This window comes from Mesorhizobium sp. P160187, assembly GCF_057766425.1.
This window is the reverse complement of the sequence record NZ_JBYMDX010000005.1, coordinates 92,391-110,192: the sequence shown is the minus strand read 5'-3', so window position 1 is coordinate 110,192 and position 17,802 is coordinate 92,391. Positions and strand designations below refer to the sequence as shown.

The window sequence follows — 17,802 nt, the reverse complement described above, 5'->3', positions numbered from 1 at the left end:
CGTCCGTTCGACGATCAAGGTGCGTTCCGATGAAGATCTTTTTGCGTTCCGTGCTCGGCGCCGTGGCCATTCTGGCCGCCGGCGTCACCTCGTCTGCCGCCAACGACCGCTATGCCGACAGGCCGCCGGTGATGGTGAGCCCCGACCTTTCCGCACCCTGGGTGCTGCAGCTAGGCCGGGCGCCCGGCATCGTGCGGCAGAGCCGACAGGTGGTCCAGCAGCCGCGACTTCGCTATGCGCAGCCGGCGCGACCCGATCGGGTGCGCACTGCTTCCGTGCAGGCGCCGGCCAAGCGCGTGGTGATGCGGCCGCAGATCAATCCGCTCTACCTGCCGCAGGAAGTCGCCTATGACGGCCCGCAGAAGCCGGGCACGATCGTCATCGATACGACGCAGAACTTCCTGTTCCTGGTCGAGAAGAACGGCAAGGCGCGGCGCTATGGCGTCGGCACCGGCAAGCCTGGCTTCGAATGGTCTGGCACGCACAAGATCACCAACAAGCGCGTCTGGCCGGACTGGCGCCCGCCAGCGGAGATGATCAAGCGCGAGGCCGCCAAGGGCCGCTACCTCCCGACCTATCTGGCCGGCGGCGAGGAAAACCCGCTTGGCGCCCGCGCGCTCTATCTCGGCACGACGGAATACCGCATCCACGGCACCAACCAGCCATGGACCATCGGCGGCTCGGTGTCTTCCGGCTGTATCCGCATGCGCAACGAGGACGTGGTTGACCTTTACGAGAGGGTCAATGTTGGAACGACCGTGGTCGTGATATAGTCGGCTACCGAATCATCTGGTCCAAAAGGTTAGAGCTTCAGGATCGGGAAGAGTTTACGGGGGACGGGCCGTGTGGGGATGCGGCCAGTCAGGAAAGGGCAGCCCGGGAAACCGCGCTGCCCTTTCTCTTTGCGGCTATAGCTGAGCCAGGCTGCGCCAGAACGTCGCGCCAGGGGGATGACGGTTCGCTTTCACGCTGCCTTGCCGCATTTTCCCTGCTATAGGGTCGGCCAAACTCCCCTGCGCCAAACTCGCTGCAAAGGTTCAGCCATGTCTCCGCCAGACGATAGCCGCTATCTCCGGGGCGGCCCGGTCGCCCAGCGCATCATGGCATCCGTGCGCGAGGATGCCGCCATCGCCACCGCCGAAGGTTTTCCACCCAAGCTGGTGTCGATCACCGTCGGCGATACCGCTGCCGTCGATGTCTATGTGCGCAACCAGCGCGCCAAGGCCGCGCTTGCCGGCATCGGTTTCGAGGAGCGGCGGTTCCCCGCCGACATCAGCGCAGGCGAACTCGAGGCGGCGATCCATGGCCTGAACGCCGACCCGCGCGTCACCGGCATCATCATCCAGCGGCCGGTGCCGGCGCATATCCCGATCAAGACGCTGCAAGCGGCGGTGCATCCACTGAAGGACGTCGAGGGCATGCATCCGGCGTCGATCGGCAATATCGTCTACAATCAACTCGACCTCGCGCCTTGCACGGCTGCGGCCTCGGTCGAGCTGCTCAAGGAAACCGGCCTCGACCTCAAGGGGCTCGAAGTCGTCGTCGTCGGCCATTCCGAGATCGTCGGCAAGCCGATTGCCTTCCTGCTGATGAGCGAAGGCGCAACGGTGACGGTGTGCCATCACATGACGCGCTCGGTGGCGGCACATGCGCGCCGCGCCGATGCGCTGTTCGTCGCCGTCGGCAAGCCGCGGCTGATCAAGGCCGACATGGTGAAGCCCGGTGCGGCCGTCATCGACATCGGCATCAATTCCGAGATCGGCCCGGAGGGCACGAGCCGCATCGTCGGCGACGTCGACACCGAGAGCGTGAAGGAAGTCGCGTCCTGGATCACGCCGGTGCCGGGCGGCGTCGGCCCGATCACTGTGGCGATCCTCTTGCGCAACACAATGGTCGCGCTCAGCCGCCAGCGCGCGCGCTACCAGGCGACGTATGGCGTGGTGGACCGGCTGGCAGCGGAATAGCTGCTTACTCGGCGGCGACCAGGTTTCCTTCGGAGACGCCCTCCGGCTTCGGACCACCATAGGCCCAGTCGAGCAGCTTGATCGTGTGCACCACCGGCAGCTTTGCAGCCGAAGCGATCTGGGTGATGCAGCCGATATTGCCTGTGGCAACGATCTCCGCGCCGGTGGCCTCGATGTTTTTCACCTTTCGGTCGCGCAGCTTCTCCGAAATCTCCGGCTGCAGGATGTTGTAGGTGCCGGCCGAGCCGCAGCACAGATGTCCCTCGCGCGGATCGCGCACGACGAAGCCGGCCCTGGCGAGCAATTCCTTCGGCTGGCGGGTGATCTTCTGGCCGTGCTGCATCGAGCAGGCGGAGTGATAGGCGACGACGGTGCCGGGTTTGCGCACCGGCTCGGGCAGGTCGAGGCTTGCGAGATATTCGGTAATGTCCCTGGCCAGCGCCGAGATCCGCGCGGCCTTGTCGGCATAGGCCGGATCGAGGCGCAGCATGAAGCCGTAGTCCTTGATCGTTGTGCCGCAGCCGGACGCGGTGATGACGATGGCATCGAGCCCGCCCTGGTCGATGGCACGCGTCCACGCATCGACATTCTGCCGGGCCGAGGCAAGGGCTGCTGCCTCGCGGCCCATATGATGGACCAGCGCGCCACAGCAGGCTTCGCCCTGCGGCACCACGACCTCGACGCCAAGCCTGGTCAGCAATGCAATCGTCGTCTCGTTGATGGCGGGGTCGAGTACCGATTGGGCGCAGCCGGTGAGGATGGCGACGCGGCCTCTCTTCGTCCCCTGCCCGGCATGAATGCCGGAAGAGGCCATTGGCGAGACCGTCGGGATCGAGGCCGGTGCCAGCTTCAGCATCGCGCCCAGCGGCCTCAGCGCCGGCAGCCTTTCGAACAGGCCGATGAATGGCTTGCCCAGTCTCGCCAATTTCAGCGCGGCGCGAAAGCGCGCGGGATAGGGCAGCACGAAGGCCAGCATGGCGCGGGTCAGCCGGTCGAGCAGCGGCCGCTTGTAAGTCTCCTCGATATGGGCGCGGGCATGGTCGACCAGGTGCATGTAGTTGACGCCCGACGGGCAGGTGGTCATGCAGGCCAGGCAGGACAGGCAGCGGTCGATATGGGTGACGATCTCCTTGTCGGCCGGGCGGCCATTCTCCAGCATGTCCTTGATGAGATAAATGCGCCCGCGCGGCGAATCGAGTTCGTTGCCAAGCGTCACATAGGTCGGGCAGGTGGCGGTGCAGAAGCCGCAATGCACGCATTTGCGCAGGATCTTCTCCGATTCCGCGACATGCGGATCAGCAAGCTGGGCAAGGGAGAAGTTGGTTTGCATTATCTTAGCCTTGGGCCATGCGGCCGGGATTGAGGATGGACTTGGGATCGAACTCGGCCTTGAGCCGCGCCGACAGTGCGGCCTTATGCGGTGCCTGCGGCTCGAACACCGGGACGGCGGCGCGATGCGAAGGGGTGGCGCGCACCAGCGTGGCGTGGCCGCCGCCAAGCTTTCTGATCAGCCCGCGCAGCAGGGCGGCCTCGGGATCGCCCTCCTCCATGCGCAGCCAGACCAGCCCGCCCTGCCAGTCGTAGAAGGCGCTGACACCGATCTGCATGCGCAGCGTCAGCACCATCTGATGGGCCTGAGACGGCGCCATGGAGACGCGCCAGACCGGCTTTTCGCTACGGTCGGCGAATGGCGTGCAGTCCCTTATGTCACGCCAGAGGGTATGTGATGTCTCACCTGCGATCTCCTGCAGCGGGCCGGCATTTTTCAGCAGGGTCTTCAGCGCCTCAATGCGATAGGCGACCGATGGGCCAAACCCTTCGACGCGCAGCAGCGTTGCAGCGTCGGTGCCTAGACTGCCCCCGGCAACGCGCGCGGCGATGCGTTCGGGCAGATGGGCCGCGCTCGACACTTCGGCGCTGGAGCCGAGCGCCAGCGCCATGGCGGCAGAGGCGGCATCGTCGAGTAGGCCGCGCATGGCAAGCGTCACCTCGGTCTCGGCCGCCGGTAGCACCTTGAAGGTGACATCGGTGAACACGGCCAGCGTGCCCCAGCTGTTGGCCATCAGCTTCGACAGATCGTAGCCGGTAACATTCTTGACGACGCGGCCGCCTGATTTGAACGCTTCGCCACGACCGGCAACCGCGTTGATGCCAAGGATATGGTCGCGCGCGGCGCCCGCCTTCAGCCGGCGCGGGCCGGACAGGTTGGCGGCAAGCACGCCGCCGATCGTGCCTCTTCCCTTGATACCGCCGAACAATGGGCCGTAGTCCATCGGCTCGAAAGCAAGTTGCTGGCCGTTTTCGGCGAGCAGGTTTTCGATCTCGGAAAGCGGCGTGCCAGCCTTGGCCGACAGCACCAGCTCGGCCGGCTCGTAGAGGGTGACGCCGGTGAGCTTCGAAAGATCGAGCGTGTGTTCGCTCTGCTGTGGCCGGCCGATGCCGCGCTTGGAGCCGTGGCCGATGGTCTCCAGCGGCGATTCCTCCGCAGCCGCCCATTGGACGGTGGAGAGGACTTCGGTGGACGAGGTGGGAGTGAAGGTGGTCATGGCGACGCGCCGCTTGCGAGTGCAGAGACGTCGAGTTCCTTCGTGCCCCCCTCTGTCCTGCCGGACATCTCCCCCACTTGGGGGGAGATTAGCAGCTTTGGCGACCGCGCCTCTCTAGCAACGTCGAAGATTGGCGAAGGCAGAGATGACTGGTGATCTCCCCCCTTGTGGGGGAGATGTCCGGCAGGACAGAGGGGGGCGCGAAGGATCGCCGACGTGAGACATTCCGCCCCCATCAAAACCTCGGAATGTCCGGAAACGCCACCTGGCCGCGATGCACGTGCATGCGCCCAAGCTCCGCGCAGCGGCGCAGTTGTGGAAACACCTTCCCGGGGTTGAGCAGATGGTTGGGGTCGAAGGCGCATTTGACGCGCATTTGCTGGTCGAGGTCGATCTGGTTGAACATCTCCGGCATCAAATCGCGCTTCTCGACGCCGACGCCGTGCTCGCCGGTCAAGACGCCGCCGACCTTGACGCAGAGCCGCAAGATGTCGGCGCCAAAACTTTCCGCCTTGTCGAGTTCGCCCGGCACGTTGGCGTCGTAGAGGATCAGCGGATGCAGATTGCCGTCGCCGGCGTGGAAGACATTGGCGACGCCAAGGCCGTATTTCTCCGACAGTTCGCGCATGCCGGCGAGCACACGCGGCAATTCCTTGCGCGGGATGGTGCCATCCATGCAGTAATAGTCGGGCGAGATGCGGCCGACCGCCGGGAAGGCCGCCTTGCGGCCGGCCCAGAAACTCAGCCGCTCCTGTTCGGATTGCGAGATGCGGCAGGTGGTGGAGCCGTTCCTATAGGCGATCGCTTCGACGAGACCGATCAGGTGATCGACCTCGACGCCCGGCCCGTCGAGTTCGACGATCAGCAGCGCCTCGACATCAAGGGGGTAGCCGGCATGGACGAAATCTTCCGCGGCATGGATCGCCGGCCGGTCCATCATCTCCATGCCGCCAGGGATAATGCCGGCGCCGATGATGTCGGCGACGCATTGGCCGCCCTGCTCGCTGGTCGGAAAGCCGATCAGCAGAGCGCGCGCCGTCTCCGGCTTCTTCAGGATGCGTACCGTGACCTCGGTGACGACGCCGAGCAGGCCTTCGGACCCCGTCATGACGCCGAGGAGATCATAGCCTTCCGAGTCCAGATGATTGCCGCCCAGGCGCACCACCTCGCCGTTCATCAGCACCATCTCGATGCCCAGAACATTGTTGGCGGTCAGGCCGTATTTCAGGCAGTGCACGCCGCCGGAATTTTCCGCGACATTGCCGCCGATCGAGCACGCGATCTGGGAGGATGGGTCAGGGGCGTAGTAAAAGCCCTCCTGCTCGACGGCAATGGTGATGCCAAGATTGGTAACGCCTGGCTGAGCGACGACGATGCGGTCGGGATAGTCGATGGCCAGAATGCGGTTGAAGCGGCTCATGACCAGCAGCACGGCATCCTCGAGCGGCAGCGCGCCGCCCGACAACGAGGTTCCGGAGCCGCGCGGCACGACACGGATGTTGCGGTCGTTGCAGTATTTCAAGATGCGCGACACCTGCGCCACCGTTTCCGGCAGCACCACGACCAGCGGCAATTGCCGGTAGGCGGTGAGGCCGTCGCTTTCGAAGGCGCGCATCTCATTGGTGGCGTCGACGACGCCCTCGCCCGGCACGATGATGCGCATGTCGGCGACGATCTCTGCGCGCCTTCGCATCGTGGCGTCGTCTGGCTTGGGCATGACAAGGCCGGACATCGGCGGCGTCCTCCGCTTAGCTGGTAAAAATCTTTTACCAGTTACATCCGGATGTTGCAAACACCGCGTCGGGCAAAGAGCGTACTGCCCGCCTTCCGCAGCGGCAATCTGCCGCTATGGATCTTAACCCTCCCCCTTGTGGGGAGGGTCGCGAACGCAGTGAGCGGGGTGGGGGTCCGCGCGACGAAAGCTCTTTACGAGCACCCTCACCCCGATCCGCTATGCGGATCGACCCTCCCCACAAGGGGGAGGGTAAAGTGCGCTCCTACTCCCCCGGATGTTTCGCCGGCTCGGAGTGCATCCGCCTGACTCGCCGCACGCCCCACCAGACCAGCACGATGGAGACCGGCACCGCCGCGGCAGTGACGATTTCGGGTGCAAAGGCATGGCCGAAGATCGATGCGCCCTTGGCGAGATAGGAGATCAGGCCGACGACATAGTAGGACACTGCTGCCACCGACAGGCCCTCGACCGTCTGCTGCAACCGCAGTTGCAGCCGGGCGCGGTTGTTCATCGACGCCAGCAGATCGCGGTTCTGCTTCTCGACCTCGACATCAACCCACGTGCGCAGCAGCGTCGTGGCGCGGGTTAGTTTGCGCGACAGGTTGGCCTGGCGCTCCTCGACCGAACGGCAGGTGCGCATGGCAGGCGCCACCCGCCGCTGCAGGAAGCCGCCCCAAGTGTCGTAGCCGGGCACGGCTTCTTCCTCCAGCGCTTCCAGCCGCTCGACAACGATACCGTCATAGGCGCGGCTGGCGCCGAAGCGATAGAGGCTGGAGGCGGCATCAGCCTCGAGTTCAGCGGCAAGCTCGGTCAGGTCGGCGAGCAGCGTCTGGCTGTCGCGGGTTTCAGCGACCTTCATTTCCAGCGTGGTCTGCGCCAGCCGGTCCTCGATGCGGCGGGCGCGGCCCGACAGCGTCAGCGCCAGCGGCAGGCCGAGCATGGCAAGCGTGCGATACGTCTCGACGTCGATCAGCCGCTGCGACAGCGCGCCGGTCCGCGCCGGCGTCAGGCCGCGATCAAGCACCAGGATGCGGGTCAGGCCGTCGCCGTCCTGGCGGAAATCGGTGACGATGGCCGCATTGCCGCGCTCGACCAGCGAATAGCAGAGGCTCGTCGGGTCGAAGGCCGCAATCAGCTTCTCGCTTGCCGGCGTCCATTTGCGAATCTCCAGCCTTATGCCTGAGATCACCGTTCCCGGCGGCGAGAACCCGTTGCCGAAAGGAGAATCCTCCTGCGCCCTGCTGCTTTCGGCCAGCGGTCCTTCCCACAGATAGGTCGAAAATTCCGTATGCCGCTCCCAGCGCAGCGTACCCTTGCCCCACTTCATGGCGTGGTGGCGGGCATGACGGTCGGGCGCCGCGATGCCGAGGCGCCGCGACAGTTCGGAGAGCACGGCCATGTCGACGCCGGAGCCGCCCTCGGTCATGAAGGCGAGTTGCACAAGCACGCGCGGCTTCTCGATCAGCGGATGCGGCCGGGCATGGACCTCGCCGATCGCGCCAGGCCGTCCCTCATGCGCGGGAAAGCCCATCACGCTGCCCTGGGCGCGCGGCTGGAATTCGAGGTTGGACGTCTCGTCCGACACGGTGGTCCCCCTGTTCTCGACCCTTCGTGTGATGGCGTCCTCTAAAGGCAATCCATGAGGCGCGTAAACACCAAAATCTAGCATCGTAGGTCCTGCCGGCGCGACGCGCAGACCGACCCGATTGGGCAAATTGGATAAATAATTTGACCAGTTGGCGACGCTGGCTTTATCTTGCGCGACGCCGGTTCAATTTCCCAGGCCCCCGTTGAGCGATATTTTCTCCAGGATCGAGCATTCGCGCACCGCCGACGAGGTGGTGCAGCAGATCGAAAGCCTGATCCTTGAAGGCGTGCTGCGCACCGGCGACCGGCTGCCGGGCGAGCGCGAGCTGGCGCGCCAGTTCGACGTGTCGCGGCCGATCCTGCGCGATGCGCTGAAGGCGCTGGAAGGGCGCGGGCTGCTGATCACCAAGGCCGGCGGCGGCACCCATGTCGCCGACGTCATCGGCCAGTTGTTCACCAAGCCGGTGACCGACCTCATCTCGATGCACCGCAAGGCGGTGACCGACTATCTGGAATACCGCCGCGAGATCGAAGGTGTTGCGGCCGAATATGCGGCGCGACGCGCGACAGCGGACGACATTGCGCTGCTCGACCGCATCATGGCGCGTATGGACGAGGCGCACCGCACCGGCGATTTCGACGACGAGGCGGAAATCGACGTCGAGTTCCACCATGCTGTGTGCGAATGCGCGCACAACATCATCCTCTTGCATACGCTGCGCTCCTGCTACCGGCTGCTGTCTGAAGGCGTGTTCCAGAACCGGCTTCTGGTGTTCAGCGTGCCCGGAGCGCGCGAGGCGCTGCTGGCCCAGCACGGCGCGATCTACAAAGCCGTGAAGGCCGGCGATCCCTCAGCTGCCCGCCAGGCGGCGATGGACCATATCTCCTATGTCGAGCGCTCGATGCTCGAGGCCGAACGCAGCGGCGACTGGCAGCGCGTGTCGCGGCTCAGGCTCAAGCAGCGCTCCGACGCCGACGACGGCTTCAAGACGACTGGCTAACGAGGAACCACCATGAGCGACATCCTCACCATTGCCGATCTCAAGGACCTGGCGCGCCGGCGGGTGCCGAAGATGTTCTACGACTATGCCGATTCCGGCGCCTGGACCGAAAGCACCTACCGCGCCAACGAGGAGGACTTCCAGAAGATAAAATTCCGTCAGCGCGTGCTGGTCGACATGAGCAACCGCTCGCTGGAATCGACCATGATCGGCGAGAAAGTGGCGATGCCGGTGGCGCTTGCCCCAACTGGAATGACCGGCATGCAGCATGCCGATGGCGAGATGCTGGCGGCGCAGGCGGCAGAGGAATTCGGCGTGCCGTTCACGCTGTCGACGATGAGCATCTGCTCGATCGAGGATGTCGCGTCGGTGACGAAGAAGCCGTTCTGGTTCCAGCTCTACGTGCTTCGCGACAAGGATTTCGTGCTCGACCTGATCGACAGGGCGAAGGCTGCAAAATGCTCGGCGCTGGTGTTGACGCTCGACCTGCAGATCCTGGGGCAGCGCCACAAGGATGTCCGCAACGGGCTGTCGGCGCCGCCCAAGATGACGCTGGCCAACATTGCCAACATCGCCATGCGACCGCGCTGGCTGATGGGCATTGCCGGCACCAAGCGCCGCACCTTCCGCAACATTGTCGGCCATGCCAAGGGCGTCGGCGACGTCGCTTCGCTGGCATCGTGGACGACGGAGCAGTTCGACCCGCACCTGTCGTGGAAGGACGTCGCCTGGATCAAGGAGCGCTGGGGCGGCAAGCTGATCCTGAAAGGCATTCTCGACAAAGAGGACGCGCTGATGGCGGTCGAGACCGGCGCCGACGCCATCATCGTTTCCAACCATGGCGGGCGCCAGCTCGACGGCGCATCGTCGTCAATCATGGCGCTGGAGGAGATCGCCGATGCCGTCGGCGACAGGATCGAAGTGCATATGGACGGCGGCATCCGCTCGGGCCAGGACGTGCTGAAGGCGCTTTGCCTCGGCGCCAAGGGCACCTATATCGGCCGCCCGTTCCTGTACGGGTTGGGCGCCATGGGCAAGCAAGGCGTGACCCTGGCGCTGGACATCATCCGCAAGGAGATGGACATCACGCTGGCACTGTGCGGCAAACGGCTGGTGACCGAGATGGGCAAGGACCAGTTGCGGCGATAGGGTCTTGTTCACCGATTAGACCCTAGCCTCGCTGGATCACGGAGACGAAGCCGCCTTGACCGAGACCGGCATCCACTACCTCGACGCGCGCGCGCCCGATGGCATGCGCCTCTATGCGATCGGCGACGTGCATGGCCGGCTCGATCTGCTCGCCGCCATGCATCGCCGCATCGAGAGCGAACTCGAATACAAGCCGACCAGCGATTGGCGCGTCATCCACCTCGGCGACTATGTCGACCGCGGACCAGAGTCCAAGGGCGTCATAGACTTCCTGATCGAGGCACAGAAACGCGATCCACGGCATCTGATGCTCGCCGGCAACCACGATATCGGCTTCCTCGATTTTCTCGACGAGCCTGACCCGGAAGGGCTGTTCATCCGCTATGGCGGCGTGCAGACGGCACAATCCTATGGCGTCGACCTAGCGGGACACGCAAGCTGGTTCGGCAAGGCCGAGGCGTTACGGCGGGGACACCAGGCACTGGTCAATGCTGTACCGCAAGCCCATGTCGACTTCCTGCGGTCGCTGCAATTGTCACTGATATCAGGTGATTTCTTCTTCTGCCATGCCGGCATCAGGCCTGACGTGCCGCTGGAGAGCCAGAGCCCACAGGATCTGGTCTGGATCCGCGACGTCTTCCACAACCATCCAGGGCTTTACCCGAAGGTGATCGTGCACGGCCACACGCCGGTGCCGGAGGCCGAAGTTATGCCCAGCCGCGTCAATGTCGACACGCTCGCCTGGCAGTCAGGAATGCTCAGCGCGCTCGCCGTAGACGGCGCGGACAAGCGTATCCTGACGGTACAGGGAAAAGCGTTTTAACGGAGGGCGGCGGTGACGCCGTAGCCGTCGACGGCTTGGTGGTTGTTGGCTGCATCGGCGGAATATATGCCGAGACCGCACAAAACGATGGCAGACAGCATGACAAAGGACAGAAGCGCTGCTTTCACGGACGTCATCTCTAGTTGAGCTTCCTGCATCTGGGCACGAGGCGGTTACCAATGCGTTGAAACAACGAATTCGTCTCAAAGTTTCGACGATTTCGCGCTTGTAGGTCGATTCTGTATCGGCGGTGTGTCGCGCGGAGCACACAGAAGGTTCATCGCGGTTGCATTGCCGATGCAGAGCGCGCGCCTTGTAGGATAGCGTTCGGCCACAAACCAAGGACGAAAGAAGTTGTCCCCGGCAGATTCCCCGCCGCGTGCCAATTATGCAACGGATAGAGCGGTTCGCCGCTACGGCGAACCGCTCTATCCTTTTATCTGACGCAATTTCGGACGGAAAACCGCTTCACACTTTTCCTGGAATTGCTGACTGCGCGCGGCCAGTCTCAGATCGTCGCCACCCAGGCGCGGGCAATGGCCAAGCCCGCGGCGTCGGCCTCGGGGCCGTTGCGTGCCATTTCGCTGTCGAGGCGATCCTGCCAGTCGGGATGGCGATCGGCAATCAGCGGCGCGAAGGATGTGCTCCAGTCCCTCACCATCGGCCGGTCGGCCTCGAAATGGAACTGGAAGCCGTAGACAGCGCGGCCGATACGGAACGCCTGGTTCTCGGCAATTTCGCTGCCGGCAAGCCGCACCGCATTTGACGGCAGCGCGAAAGTGTCGTCGTGCCATTCGAAGATGGGGAAATCCTGGGGAAGTGCGCCAAGCACCGGATCGGTTTTGGCGTCCGGCGTCAGCGATACCTTGTGCCAGCCGAATTCCGAGGCGCCGCCGATCTGGTTCTCACCGCCGAAAGTGCGGGCAACCAACTGGCTGCCCAGGCAGATACCGAGAACCGAGCGATCCTTGGCGGCGAAATCGCGGGTCAGTTCGAGCAGCGCCGGGAAATACGGGTAGTCATCGTCGGCCAGCGCATTCTGACCGCCGCCAAGCATCACCATGGCATCGTGTCCGGTCGCGTCGTCCGGCAGCGCATCGCCCTTGTAGGGCCGGCGCAGGTCGAGATCGGCGCCGGCTTCGGCGAGCGCGGCACCAACCTGGCCAAGGCCGGTGTTGTCGTAGTTCTGGACCACCAGCACCCGCATCGCAAAACCCTGCTGACATGAAATGACGCGACGAGCGATATCATGTCGCCCGTATTGCAGCCAAGATGCGTATTCGGGAGAGAGCTATGCCACTGCAGAACCGGGTCGATCCGTTCGGCGCCATCCATGCCATATCCGAGCGCGGCCTGTTCACCGGCAATCGCGGCATCATCCACGATCCTGAGACCAAGACGCTGCTGAAAAAGCGTTGGGCCTTGCCGGCCTGGATCATCTGCGTCTGCCAATTCCGCAATGCGCGGCGCGAGCCGATGGGCAGGAACAGGCCGGGCGGCAGGGCCGGCTGGACCGAGTTGTTCTTCCTCGACGAGGTGACGGCGCTGGCCGCCGGGCACCGTCCCTGTTTCTATTGCCGGCGTGAGCGAGCCACGGATTTTGTCGGCAAAGTCTTCGGTGTAAACGAACCGCGCGCGCCAATGGTGGACAAGCGGCTGCACAAGGAGCGGCTGGCTTCCGGCGGCAAGCCACCTGATGTCACCATGGGAGAGCTTGCCGAATTGCCGGACGGAGCGATGATCGCGGATGGCGGCTCGGCCTATGCGCTGCGCGGCGGCAACGCGCTGCCCTGGTCGTTCGCAGGCTATGGCGATGCGGCGGCCTTCGACAGCCTTGCCGGCCGGTCGCTGCGCCTGCTCACACCGGCCACGACCGTTTCGGTGCTGCGGCACGGTTTTGAACCGGTGTGGCATCGTTCCGCCGAGACTTGACGCCAGGCACCGCCTCGCCCATTCCTCGGCGATGCGCGCCAATTACAAGATGCAGCGGCTGTTCGTGCCGGACGACCTCGCGGCAGGCATCGAATTCGATGCCGGCCAGCAGCAGAGCCATTATCTCACGCATGTGCTGCGGCTCGGCGAAGGCGCCGAGATCCTGGTCTTCAACGGCCGCGACGGCGAGTGGTCGGCGGCGATTGCCACCAGGTCGAAAAGGGCGGTGCGGCTGAAGGTGCTGGCCTCGCAGCGGCCGCAACCGCCGCTGCCCGATCTCGTCTATTGTTTCGCGCCGCTGAAGCAGGGCCGGCTCGACTATCTCGTGCAGAAGGCGGTGGAGATGGGCGCCGGCATCCTGCAGCCGGTGATCACCCAGCACACGCAAGTGGCAAAACCCTCCATCGACCGGCTGCGCGCGAATGTCGTCGAGGCGGCCGAGCAATGCGGCATACTGGCGGTGCCGGAAGTGCGCGAGGCCGAGAAATTCGAGCGCCTGCTCTCCGGCTGGGACAAGGAACGCCGGCTTATCTTCTGCGACGAGGATGCCTCGACCAACAACCCGCTGCCGGCATTGCAGGCGGTGCCGGAGAGGAAGCTGGCGCTGCTGGTCGGGCCGGAAGGCGGCTTTTCCGACGACGAACGCAAGATGCTGCGGGCGCTCCCCTTCGTCACTGCCATCCCGCTCGGACCGCGCATCCTGCGCGCTGACACAGCAGCTGTAGCGGCGCTTGCGGTGATGCAGGCGACGGTCGGAGACTGGTAAGAGGCGTAAAGATCAATTCCTGTTGACCTGTGGCTCAGGATTTTTCGCTTGATCGGCTGCTGACATTTCGTCCATTTAGCGCCGGCGGGCTCCGAGAGCCGCAGAGGGGGCCCCATGGCGCGCGACACAACCGATTTCCGGCCAATCGAAGGCATCGACGAACTGGTCGAGCATCTGGCCGAAGGCAACAAGCCGCGCGACAAGTGGCGCATCGGGACCGAGCACGAGAAGTTCCCCTTCTATGTCGACGGCAACGCGCCGGTGCCCTATGGCGGCGAGCGCGGCATCCGCGCCATCCTCGAAGGCATGCAGCAAAAGCTCGGCTGGGACCCGATCATCGATGACGGCCGCATCATCGGCCTGGTCGAGCCGACCGGCCAGGGCGCGATCTCGCTCGAGCCGGGCGGCCAGTTCGAGCTGTCGGGCGCGCCGCTGGAAACGATCCACCAGACCTGTCGCGAGGGCAATGCGCATCTGGCGCAGGTCCGCGAGATCGCCGAGCCGATGGGCATCCGCTTTCTCGGCCTCGGCGGCAGCCCGAAATGGTCGCTGGCCGAGACGCCGAAAATGCCGAAATCGCGCTACGAAATCATGACCCGCTACATGCCCAAGGTCGGCACCAAGGGTCTCGACATGATGTATCGCACCTGCACCATCCAGGTGAACCTCGACTTCGAAAGCGAAGCCGACATGCGCCGCAAGATGCAGGTGTCGCTGAAGCTGCAGCCACTGTCGACGGCGCTGTTTGCCAACTCGCCCTTCACCGACAGCCGGCCGAACGGGCTGCAGAGCTGGCGCGGCGACATCTGGCGCGACACCGACAACCAGCGCTCGGGCCTGCTCGAATTCTGCTTCTCGCCCGAGTTCGGCTTTGCCGACTATGTCGAATGGGCGCTCGACGTGCCGATGTATTTCGTCATCCGCGACGGCCACTATCACGACATGACGCACATCACCTTCCGCCAGTTCATGACCGGCGCTGCCCGCAATGAAGTACCAGACGGACTGCCGACCATGGGCGACTGGGCGAACCATCTGTCGACGCTGTTCCCCGACGTCAGGCTGAAGCGCTTCCTCGAAATGCGCGGCGCCGATGGCGGGCCGTGGCGCCGCATCTGCGCACTGCCGGCCTTCTGGGTCGGGCTGCTCTATGACGAGGCCGCGCTCGACGCCGCCGAGGCGCTGACTTCGAGCTGGACCTATGAAGAAACGCTGGCGATGCGCAATGCGGTGCCGGAACAAGGCATTTCCGCGCCGTTCCGCAACACGACGCTGCGTGAGATCGGCCGCGATGTAATGACGATTTCGCGCCTTGGGCTGAAAAATCGCGGCAGGAAGAACCGCGACGGCTATGACGAGACCTCGTTCCTCAACACGCTGGACGAAGTCGTGGCGCGCGGTACCACCAGTGCCGAGGAAATGCTGTCGGCCTACCACACGCGCTGGGGCGGCTCGATCGAGCCGGTGTTCATGGAATATGCGTATTAGCGTCGCGCCTTGAGCAGCGGCAAAAGCCGCTTCAATCGAACATCGAAACGAACTAGGTTCTCCCTCGAGGATTTCCCGGAGGAGAAACCGATGCCTACCTTGTTCGACATATTGGCGCAGGCGCAGAACGGCAACGGCATGCAGGCGCTTGCCCAGCAGTACGGGCTTTCCATGCAGCAGACGCAGGCGGCTGTCGCCGCTCTGCTGCCGGCCTTCTCGCAAGGGTTGCAACGCAACACCGCCGATCCCTATGGGCTAGGCGCTTTCATGACGGCGATGGCGAGCGGCCAGCACGCCAAATACTTCGAGGACGCGACCAGGGCTTTCTCACCGCAAGGCGTCAATGAGGGCAATGGCATTCTGGGTCATCTGTTCGGCTCGAAGGAGCTGTCGCGCGCGGTGGCCAGCCAGGCCGCGCAGGCGACCGGCGTCAGCCAGCAGATCCTGCAGCAGATGCTGCCGGCCATCGCTTCGATGGTGATGGGCGGATTGTTCAAGCAGACGACAAACCAGTTGACCGGGGGTCAGATGCAGGCCGCCGGTGGCTTCGGCGGCGGCAGCAATCCGCTCGGCGAGATCATCGAACAGATGATGCGGCAGGCGGGCGGCGGGGCACAGCCTGCGCCGCAGCCAGCACCCAATCCTTACGGTGAGAACCCGCTGGGCAAAGTGCTGCAGGACATGTTCCGCGGCGGCGCCCAACAGCCGCAAAGCCAGCCGCAACAGGCGCCCAACCCCTATGGCGACAATCCGCTGGGCAAGGTGCTGCAGGATATGTTCGGCGGTGGCGCGGCACAGCAACCGCAGGGCCGGCCGCAACAGCCAACACAGCCGCAACAGACGCAGAGCCCTTACGGCGAGAACCCGCTGGGCAAGATTTTTGAAAAGATGATGCGGCAAGGCGGTGGTGGCGGCTTCGGCCTGCCCGGTGGGCAGCCGGCGCCGCAGCAGCCGCAAGCACCCCAGCCGCGACAGGCACCGCAGGAGCGCCAGGCGCCGCAACCGCAGGCCAATCCGAGCGGCAGGCCACGCAATCCGTTCGACGATATTTTCGGCAAGATGTTCGAGACCGGCGCCCAGCAGCGCGACGACTATCAGAAGGGCGTGGAAACGATCTTCGACCAGTTCAAGCGGGACATGGACCGGCGGTAGTTGGCGGTAGTTGGGCGCTGACCTTCGCGGCTTCGGAGCAAGGAACGAAGCGACGCGGCGCAGACCGCACGATGACGACGGAGCTTTAAAAGAAAAGCCCGGTCCTGGAGGAGGACCGGGCCAGTGTGCAGGCTGGCCGGCGGGGACCCGGCAGGGAGTGGGGAGCCTGCTATACTCGTTGGTCGCAGCGAGCCTGAGAAAGGTTCACGGCAACCGAAACAATGCGCCCGATATCACGCTATTTGGCGGGCGAGATCTTCGATCGTATCGGCACGATCGCTCGCAATCGCACGCAGCTTCACGGTCGGATCGGCGCCGAACGGCACATCGATGGCGACATGGAGATCCGCGCGCGTCAGGCCGATATCGGCGAGTTCGGCGTCCGACATCTCGCCGAGGCGATAGAAGGCCCGGCGATTTTTCCAGGCCTGGTAGGCATTGAGAAGGGTGTTGGCCACGCGCGTCGCAACGGCCGGACGCGAGGTTATGCGCGAGGTCTCGGTGGCGAAATCAAACGTGGTCATGTCGGTCTCCTTCAGACTCGAACTGGACAAGACCAGGCGATCGGCACTGGGGACAGCGGCCGTTCCGGTCTCGATTCACATGCCTTCATGTGGACAATGTGAATTTGCCACGCACCGATTGATTAATCCAACGAATGTTTCTAATCTTTAGCATCAACGCTAGTGATGGATTGGACCGATGAAAGCGCCACTCGATCTCGACCAGTTGCAGACCTTCATCTCGATTGCCGATACCGGCAGCTTTACCCGCGCGGCCGAGGAAGTGCTGCGCACGCAATCGGCGGTGTCGATGCAGATGCGCCGGCTGGAAGAGCGGATCGGCAAGCCGCTGTTCGAAAAGGACGGCCGCACCAACAGGCTGACTGAGGAAGGCGACAAGCTGCTCTCCTACGCGCGCCGCCTGCTCTATCTCAACCGCGAAACGCTGGCCGCCTTCGATGACCAGCGGCTCGAAGGCACCATCCGCATCGGCACCCCCGACGACTATGCCGACCGGTTCCTGCCCGAAATCATGGCACGCTTCACGCGCTCCAACCCACGCGTCGAACTGACCGTCATCTGCGAGCCGACACCAGGCTTGGTCGAGCATATCAAGCGCGGCAATCTCGATCTTGCGCTGGTGACGCACAACGACACGCGCGGCCAGTCGGAAGTGGTGCGGCGCGAGCCGCTGCTATGGGTGACCTCGGCCAACCATGCCACGCACGAACAGGAAGTGCTGCCGATGGCCTTCGGCCGGCCGAACTGCATCTGGCGGCGCGCCGCCGTCGATGTGCTCGACCGGCAAAGCCGCGACTATCGAATCCTGTTCACCAGCTTCTCGGCCACCGTCATCACCGCCGCGGTGCTGTCGGGACTGGCGATCTCGGTGCTGCCGGAATGCGCGCTGCGGCCCGGCATGCGGGTGCTGGGCGAAGCCGACGGTTTTGGCGCCCTGCCCGACTGCCGCATCGGCATCATGCGCGGCCAGACCTCGCGTCCCGAAATCGTCGACGCTCTGGCCCGACACATCTCGGAAAGCCTCGACAATATTTCCGTGCCGCTCGGCGAAGAAACGGGAAGCTTCGATTTCGCCTCGCTCGCCTTCGCCAAGATGAAGCGGAGCAAGCCGAACCAGATCCTGCCTGGCTGGTAG

The 17,802-nt window shown here is 64.4% G+C and carries 17 protein-coding genes; 10 read left to right on the top strand and 7 right to left on the bottom strand.

Annotated elements, in window-relative coordinates; genetic code table 11:
- The first annotated feature begins 29 nt into the window (after window positions 1-29).
- Window positions 30-773, top strand: coding sequence for a L,D-transpeptidase (locus tag AC3CCE_RS25265; RefSeq protein WP_023686831.1), 744 nt, complete (start codon window positions 30-32; stop codon window positions 771-773).
- Window positions 774-1,043: 270 nt separating this feature from the next.
- Complete coding sequence (locus tag AC3CCE_RS25260; protein WP_352513107.1) at window positions 1,044-1,964, top strand: bifunctional 5,10-methylenetetrahydrofolate dehydrogenase/5,10-methenyltetrahydrofolate cyclohydrolase; 921 nt, start codon at window positions 1,044-1,046, stop codon at window positions 1,962-1,964.
- Window positions 1,965-1,968: 4 nt separating this feature from the next.
- Here the strand turns inward: AC3CCE_RS25260 and glcF are convergent, their stop codons facing one another.
- The 4 genes from glcF to AC3CCE_RS25240 all read right to left on the bottom strand — a co-directional run bounded on the left by glcF (window position 1,969) and on the right by AC3CCE_RS25240 (window position 7,830).
- Entirely contained in the window at window positions 1,969-3,294 is a 1,326-nt protein-coding gene (glcF, locus tag AC3CCE_RS25255) for a glycolate oxidase subunit GlcF (RefSeq protein WP_352513109.1), read from the bottom strand.
- Window positions 3,295-3,298: 4 nt separating this feature from the next.
- Window positions 3,299-4,510 (bottom strand): FAD-binding protein, encoded by a 1,212-nt coding sequence (locus AC3CCE_RS25250; RefSeq protein ID WP_352513111.1) that lies wholly within the window; start codon window positions 4,508-4,510, stop codon window positions 3,299-3,301.
- A gap of 235 nt (window positions 4,511-4,745) precedes the next feature.
- Window positions 4,746-6,242 (bottom strand): FAD-linked oxidase C-terminal domain-containing protein, encoded by a 1,497-nt coding sequence (locus AC3CCE_RS25245; protein WP_352513113.1) that lies wholly within the window; start codon window positions 6,240-6,242, stop codon window positions 4,746-4,748.
- A 265-nt stretch (window positions 6,243-6,507) separates the two neighbouring features.
- Window positions 6,508-7,830, bottom strand: coding sequence for a DUF3422 family protein (locus tag AC3CCE_RS25240; protein ID WP_352513115.1), 1,323 nt, complete (start codon window positions 7,828-7,830; stop codon window positions 6,508-6,510).
- Window positions 7,831-8,035: 205 nt separating this feature from the next.
- On the opposite strand from AC3CCE_RS25240, the gene AC3CCE_RS25235 reads away from it, so the two are divergent.
- The 3 genes from AC3CCE_RS25235 to AC3CCE_RS25225 are packed head-to-tail and all read left to right on the top strand — an operon-like array spanning window position 8,036 to window position 10,805.
- Window positions 8,036-8,833 (top strand): FCD domain-containing protein, encoded by a 798-nt coding sequence (locus tag AC3CCE_RS25235; protein WP_023695102.1) that lies wholly within the window; start codon window positions 8,036-8,038, stop codon window positions 8,831-8,833.
- 12 nt (window positions 8,834-8,845) lie between these two features.
- A complete protein-coding gene (locus AC3CCE_RS25230) occupies window positions 8,846-9,982 on the top strand; it encodes an alpha-hydroxy acid oxidase (protein WP_023815110.1) in 1,137 nt (378 codons plus the stop codon).
- 55 nt (window positions 9,983-10,037) lie between these two features.
- Window positions 10,038-10,805 carry a metallophosphoesterase family protein gene (locus tag AC3CCE_RS25225; protein WP_352626318.1) on the top strand — a complete coding sequence of 256 codons (768 nt, stop codon included), beginning with the start codon at window positions 10,038-10,040 and terminating at the stop codon, window positions 10,803-10,805.
- On the opposite strand, the gene AC3CCE_RS25220 is transcribed toward AC3CCE_RS25225, so the two are convergent.
- Entirely contained in the window at window positions 10,802-10,942 is a 141-nt protein-coding gene (locus AC3CCE_RS25220) for a hypothetical protein (RefSeq protein WP_006206855.1), read from the bottom strand. The two genes, AC3CCE_RS25225 and AC3CCE_RS25220, sit on opposite strands and share 4 nt — an antisense overlap.
- A gap of 371 nt (window positions 10,943-11,313) precedes the next feature.
- On the bottom strand, window positions 11,314-12,012 hold the full coding sequence (locus AC3CCE_RS25215) for a type 1 glutamine amidotransferase (protein ID WP_352513119.1): 699 nt from the start codon (window positions 12,010-12,012) through the stop codon (window positions 11,314-11,316).
- 86 nt (window positions 12,013-12,098) lie between these two features.
- On the opposite strand from AC3CCE_RS25215, the gene AC3CCE_RS25210 reads away from it, so the two are divergent.
- The 4 genes from AC3CCE_RS25210 to AC3CCE_RS25195 all read left to right on the top strand — a co-directional run bounded on the left by AC3CCE_RS25210 (window position 12,099) and on the right by AC3CCE_RS25195 (window position 16,143).
- Window positions 12,099-12,737 (top strand): hypothetical protein, encoded by a 639-nt coding sequence (locus AC3CCE_RS25210; protein ID WP_352513121.1) that lies wholly within the window; start codon window positions 12,099-12,101, stop codon window positions 12,735-12,737.
- Between the two features lie 31 nt (window positions 12,738-12,768).
- Window positions 12,769-13,503 carry a 16S rRNA (uracil(1498)-N(3))-methyltransferase gene (locus AC3CCE_RS25205; RefSeq protein ID WP_023818657.1) on the top strand — a complete coding sequence of 245 codons (735 nt, stop codon included), beginning with the start codon at window positions 12,769-12,771 and terminating at the stop codon, window positions 13,501-13,503.
- Window positions 13,504-13,617: 114 nt separating this feature from the next.
- Entirely contained in the window at window positions 13,618-14,991 is a 1,374-nt protein-coding gene (locus AC3CCE_RS25200; RefSeq protein ID WP_352513123.1) for a glutamate--cysteine ligase, read from the top strand.
- Between the two features lie 90 nt (window positions 14,992-15,081).
- Window positions 15,082-16,143, top strand: coding sequence for a DUF937 domain-containing protein (locus tag AC3CCE_RS25195; protein WP_352513125.1), 1,062 nt, complete (start codon window positions 15,082-15,084; stop codon window positions 16,141-16,143).
- A 233-nt stretch (window positions 16,144-16,376) separates the two neighbouring features.
- Here the strand turns inward: AC3CCE_RS25195 and AC3CCE_RS25190 are convergent, their stop codons facing one another.
- A complete protein-coding gene (locus tag AC3CCE_RS25190; protein ID WP_023670560.1) occupies window positions 16,377-16,667 on the bottom strand; it encodes a DUF1127 domain-containing protein in 291 nt (96 codons plus the stop codon).
- A 178-nt stretch (window positions 16,668-16,845) separates the two neighbouring features.
- On the opposite strand from AC3CCE_RS25190, the gene AC3CCE_RS25185 reads away from it, so the two are divergent.
- A complete protein-coding gene (locus AC3CCE_RS25185) occupies window positions 16,846-17,802 on the top strand; it encodes a LysR substrate-binding domain-containing protein (RefSeq protein ID WP_023670561.1) in 957 nt (318 codons plus the stop codon).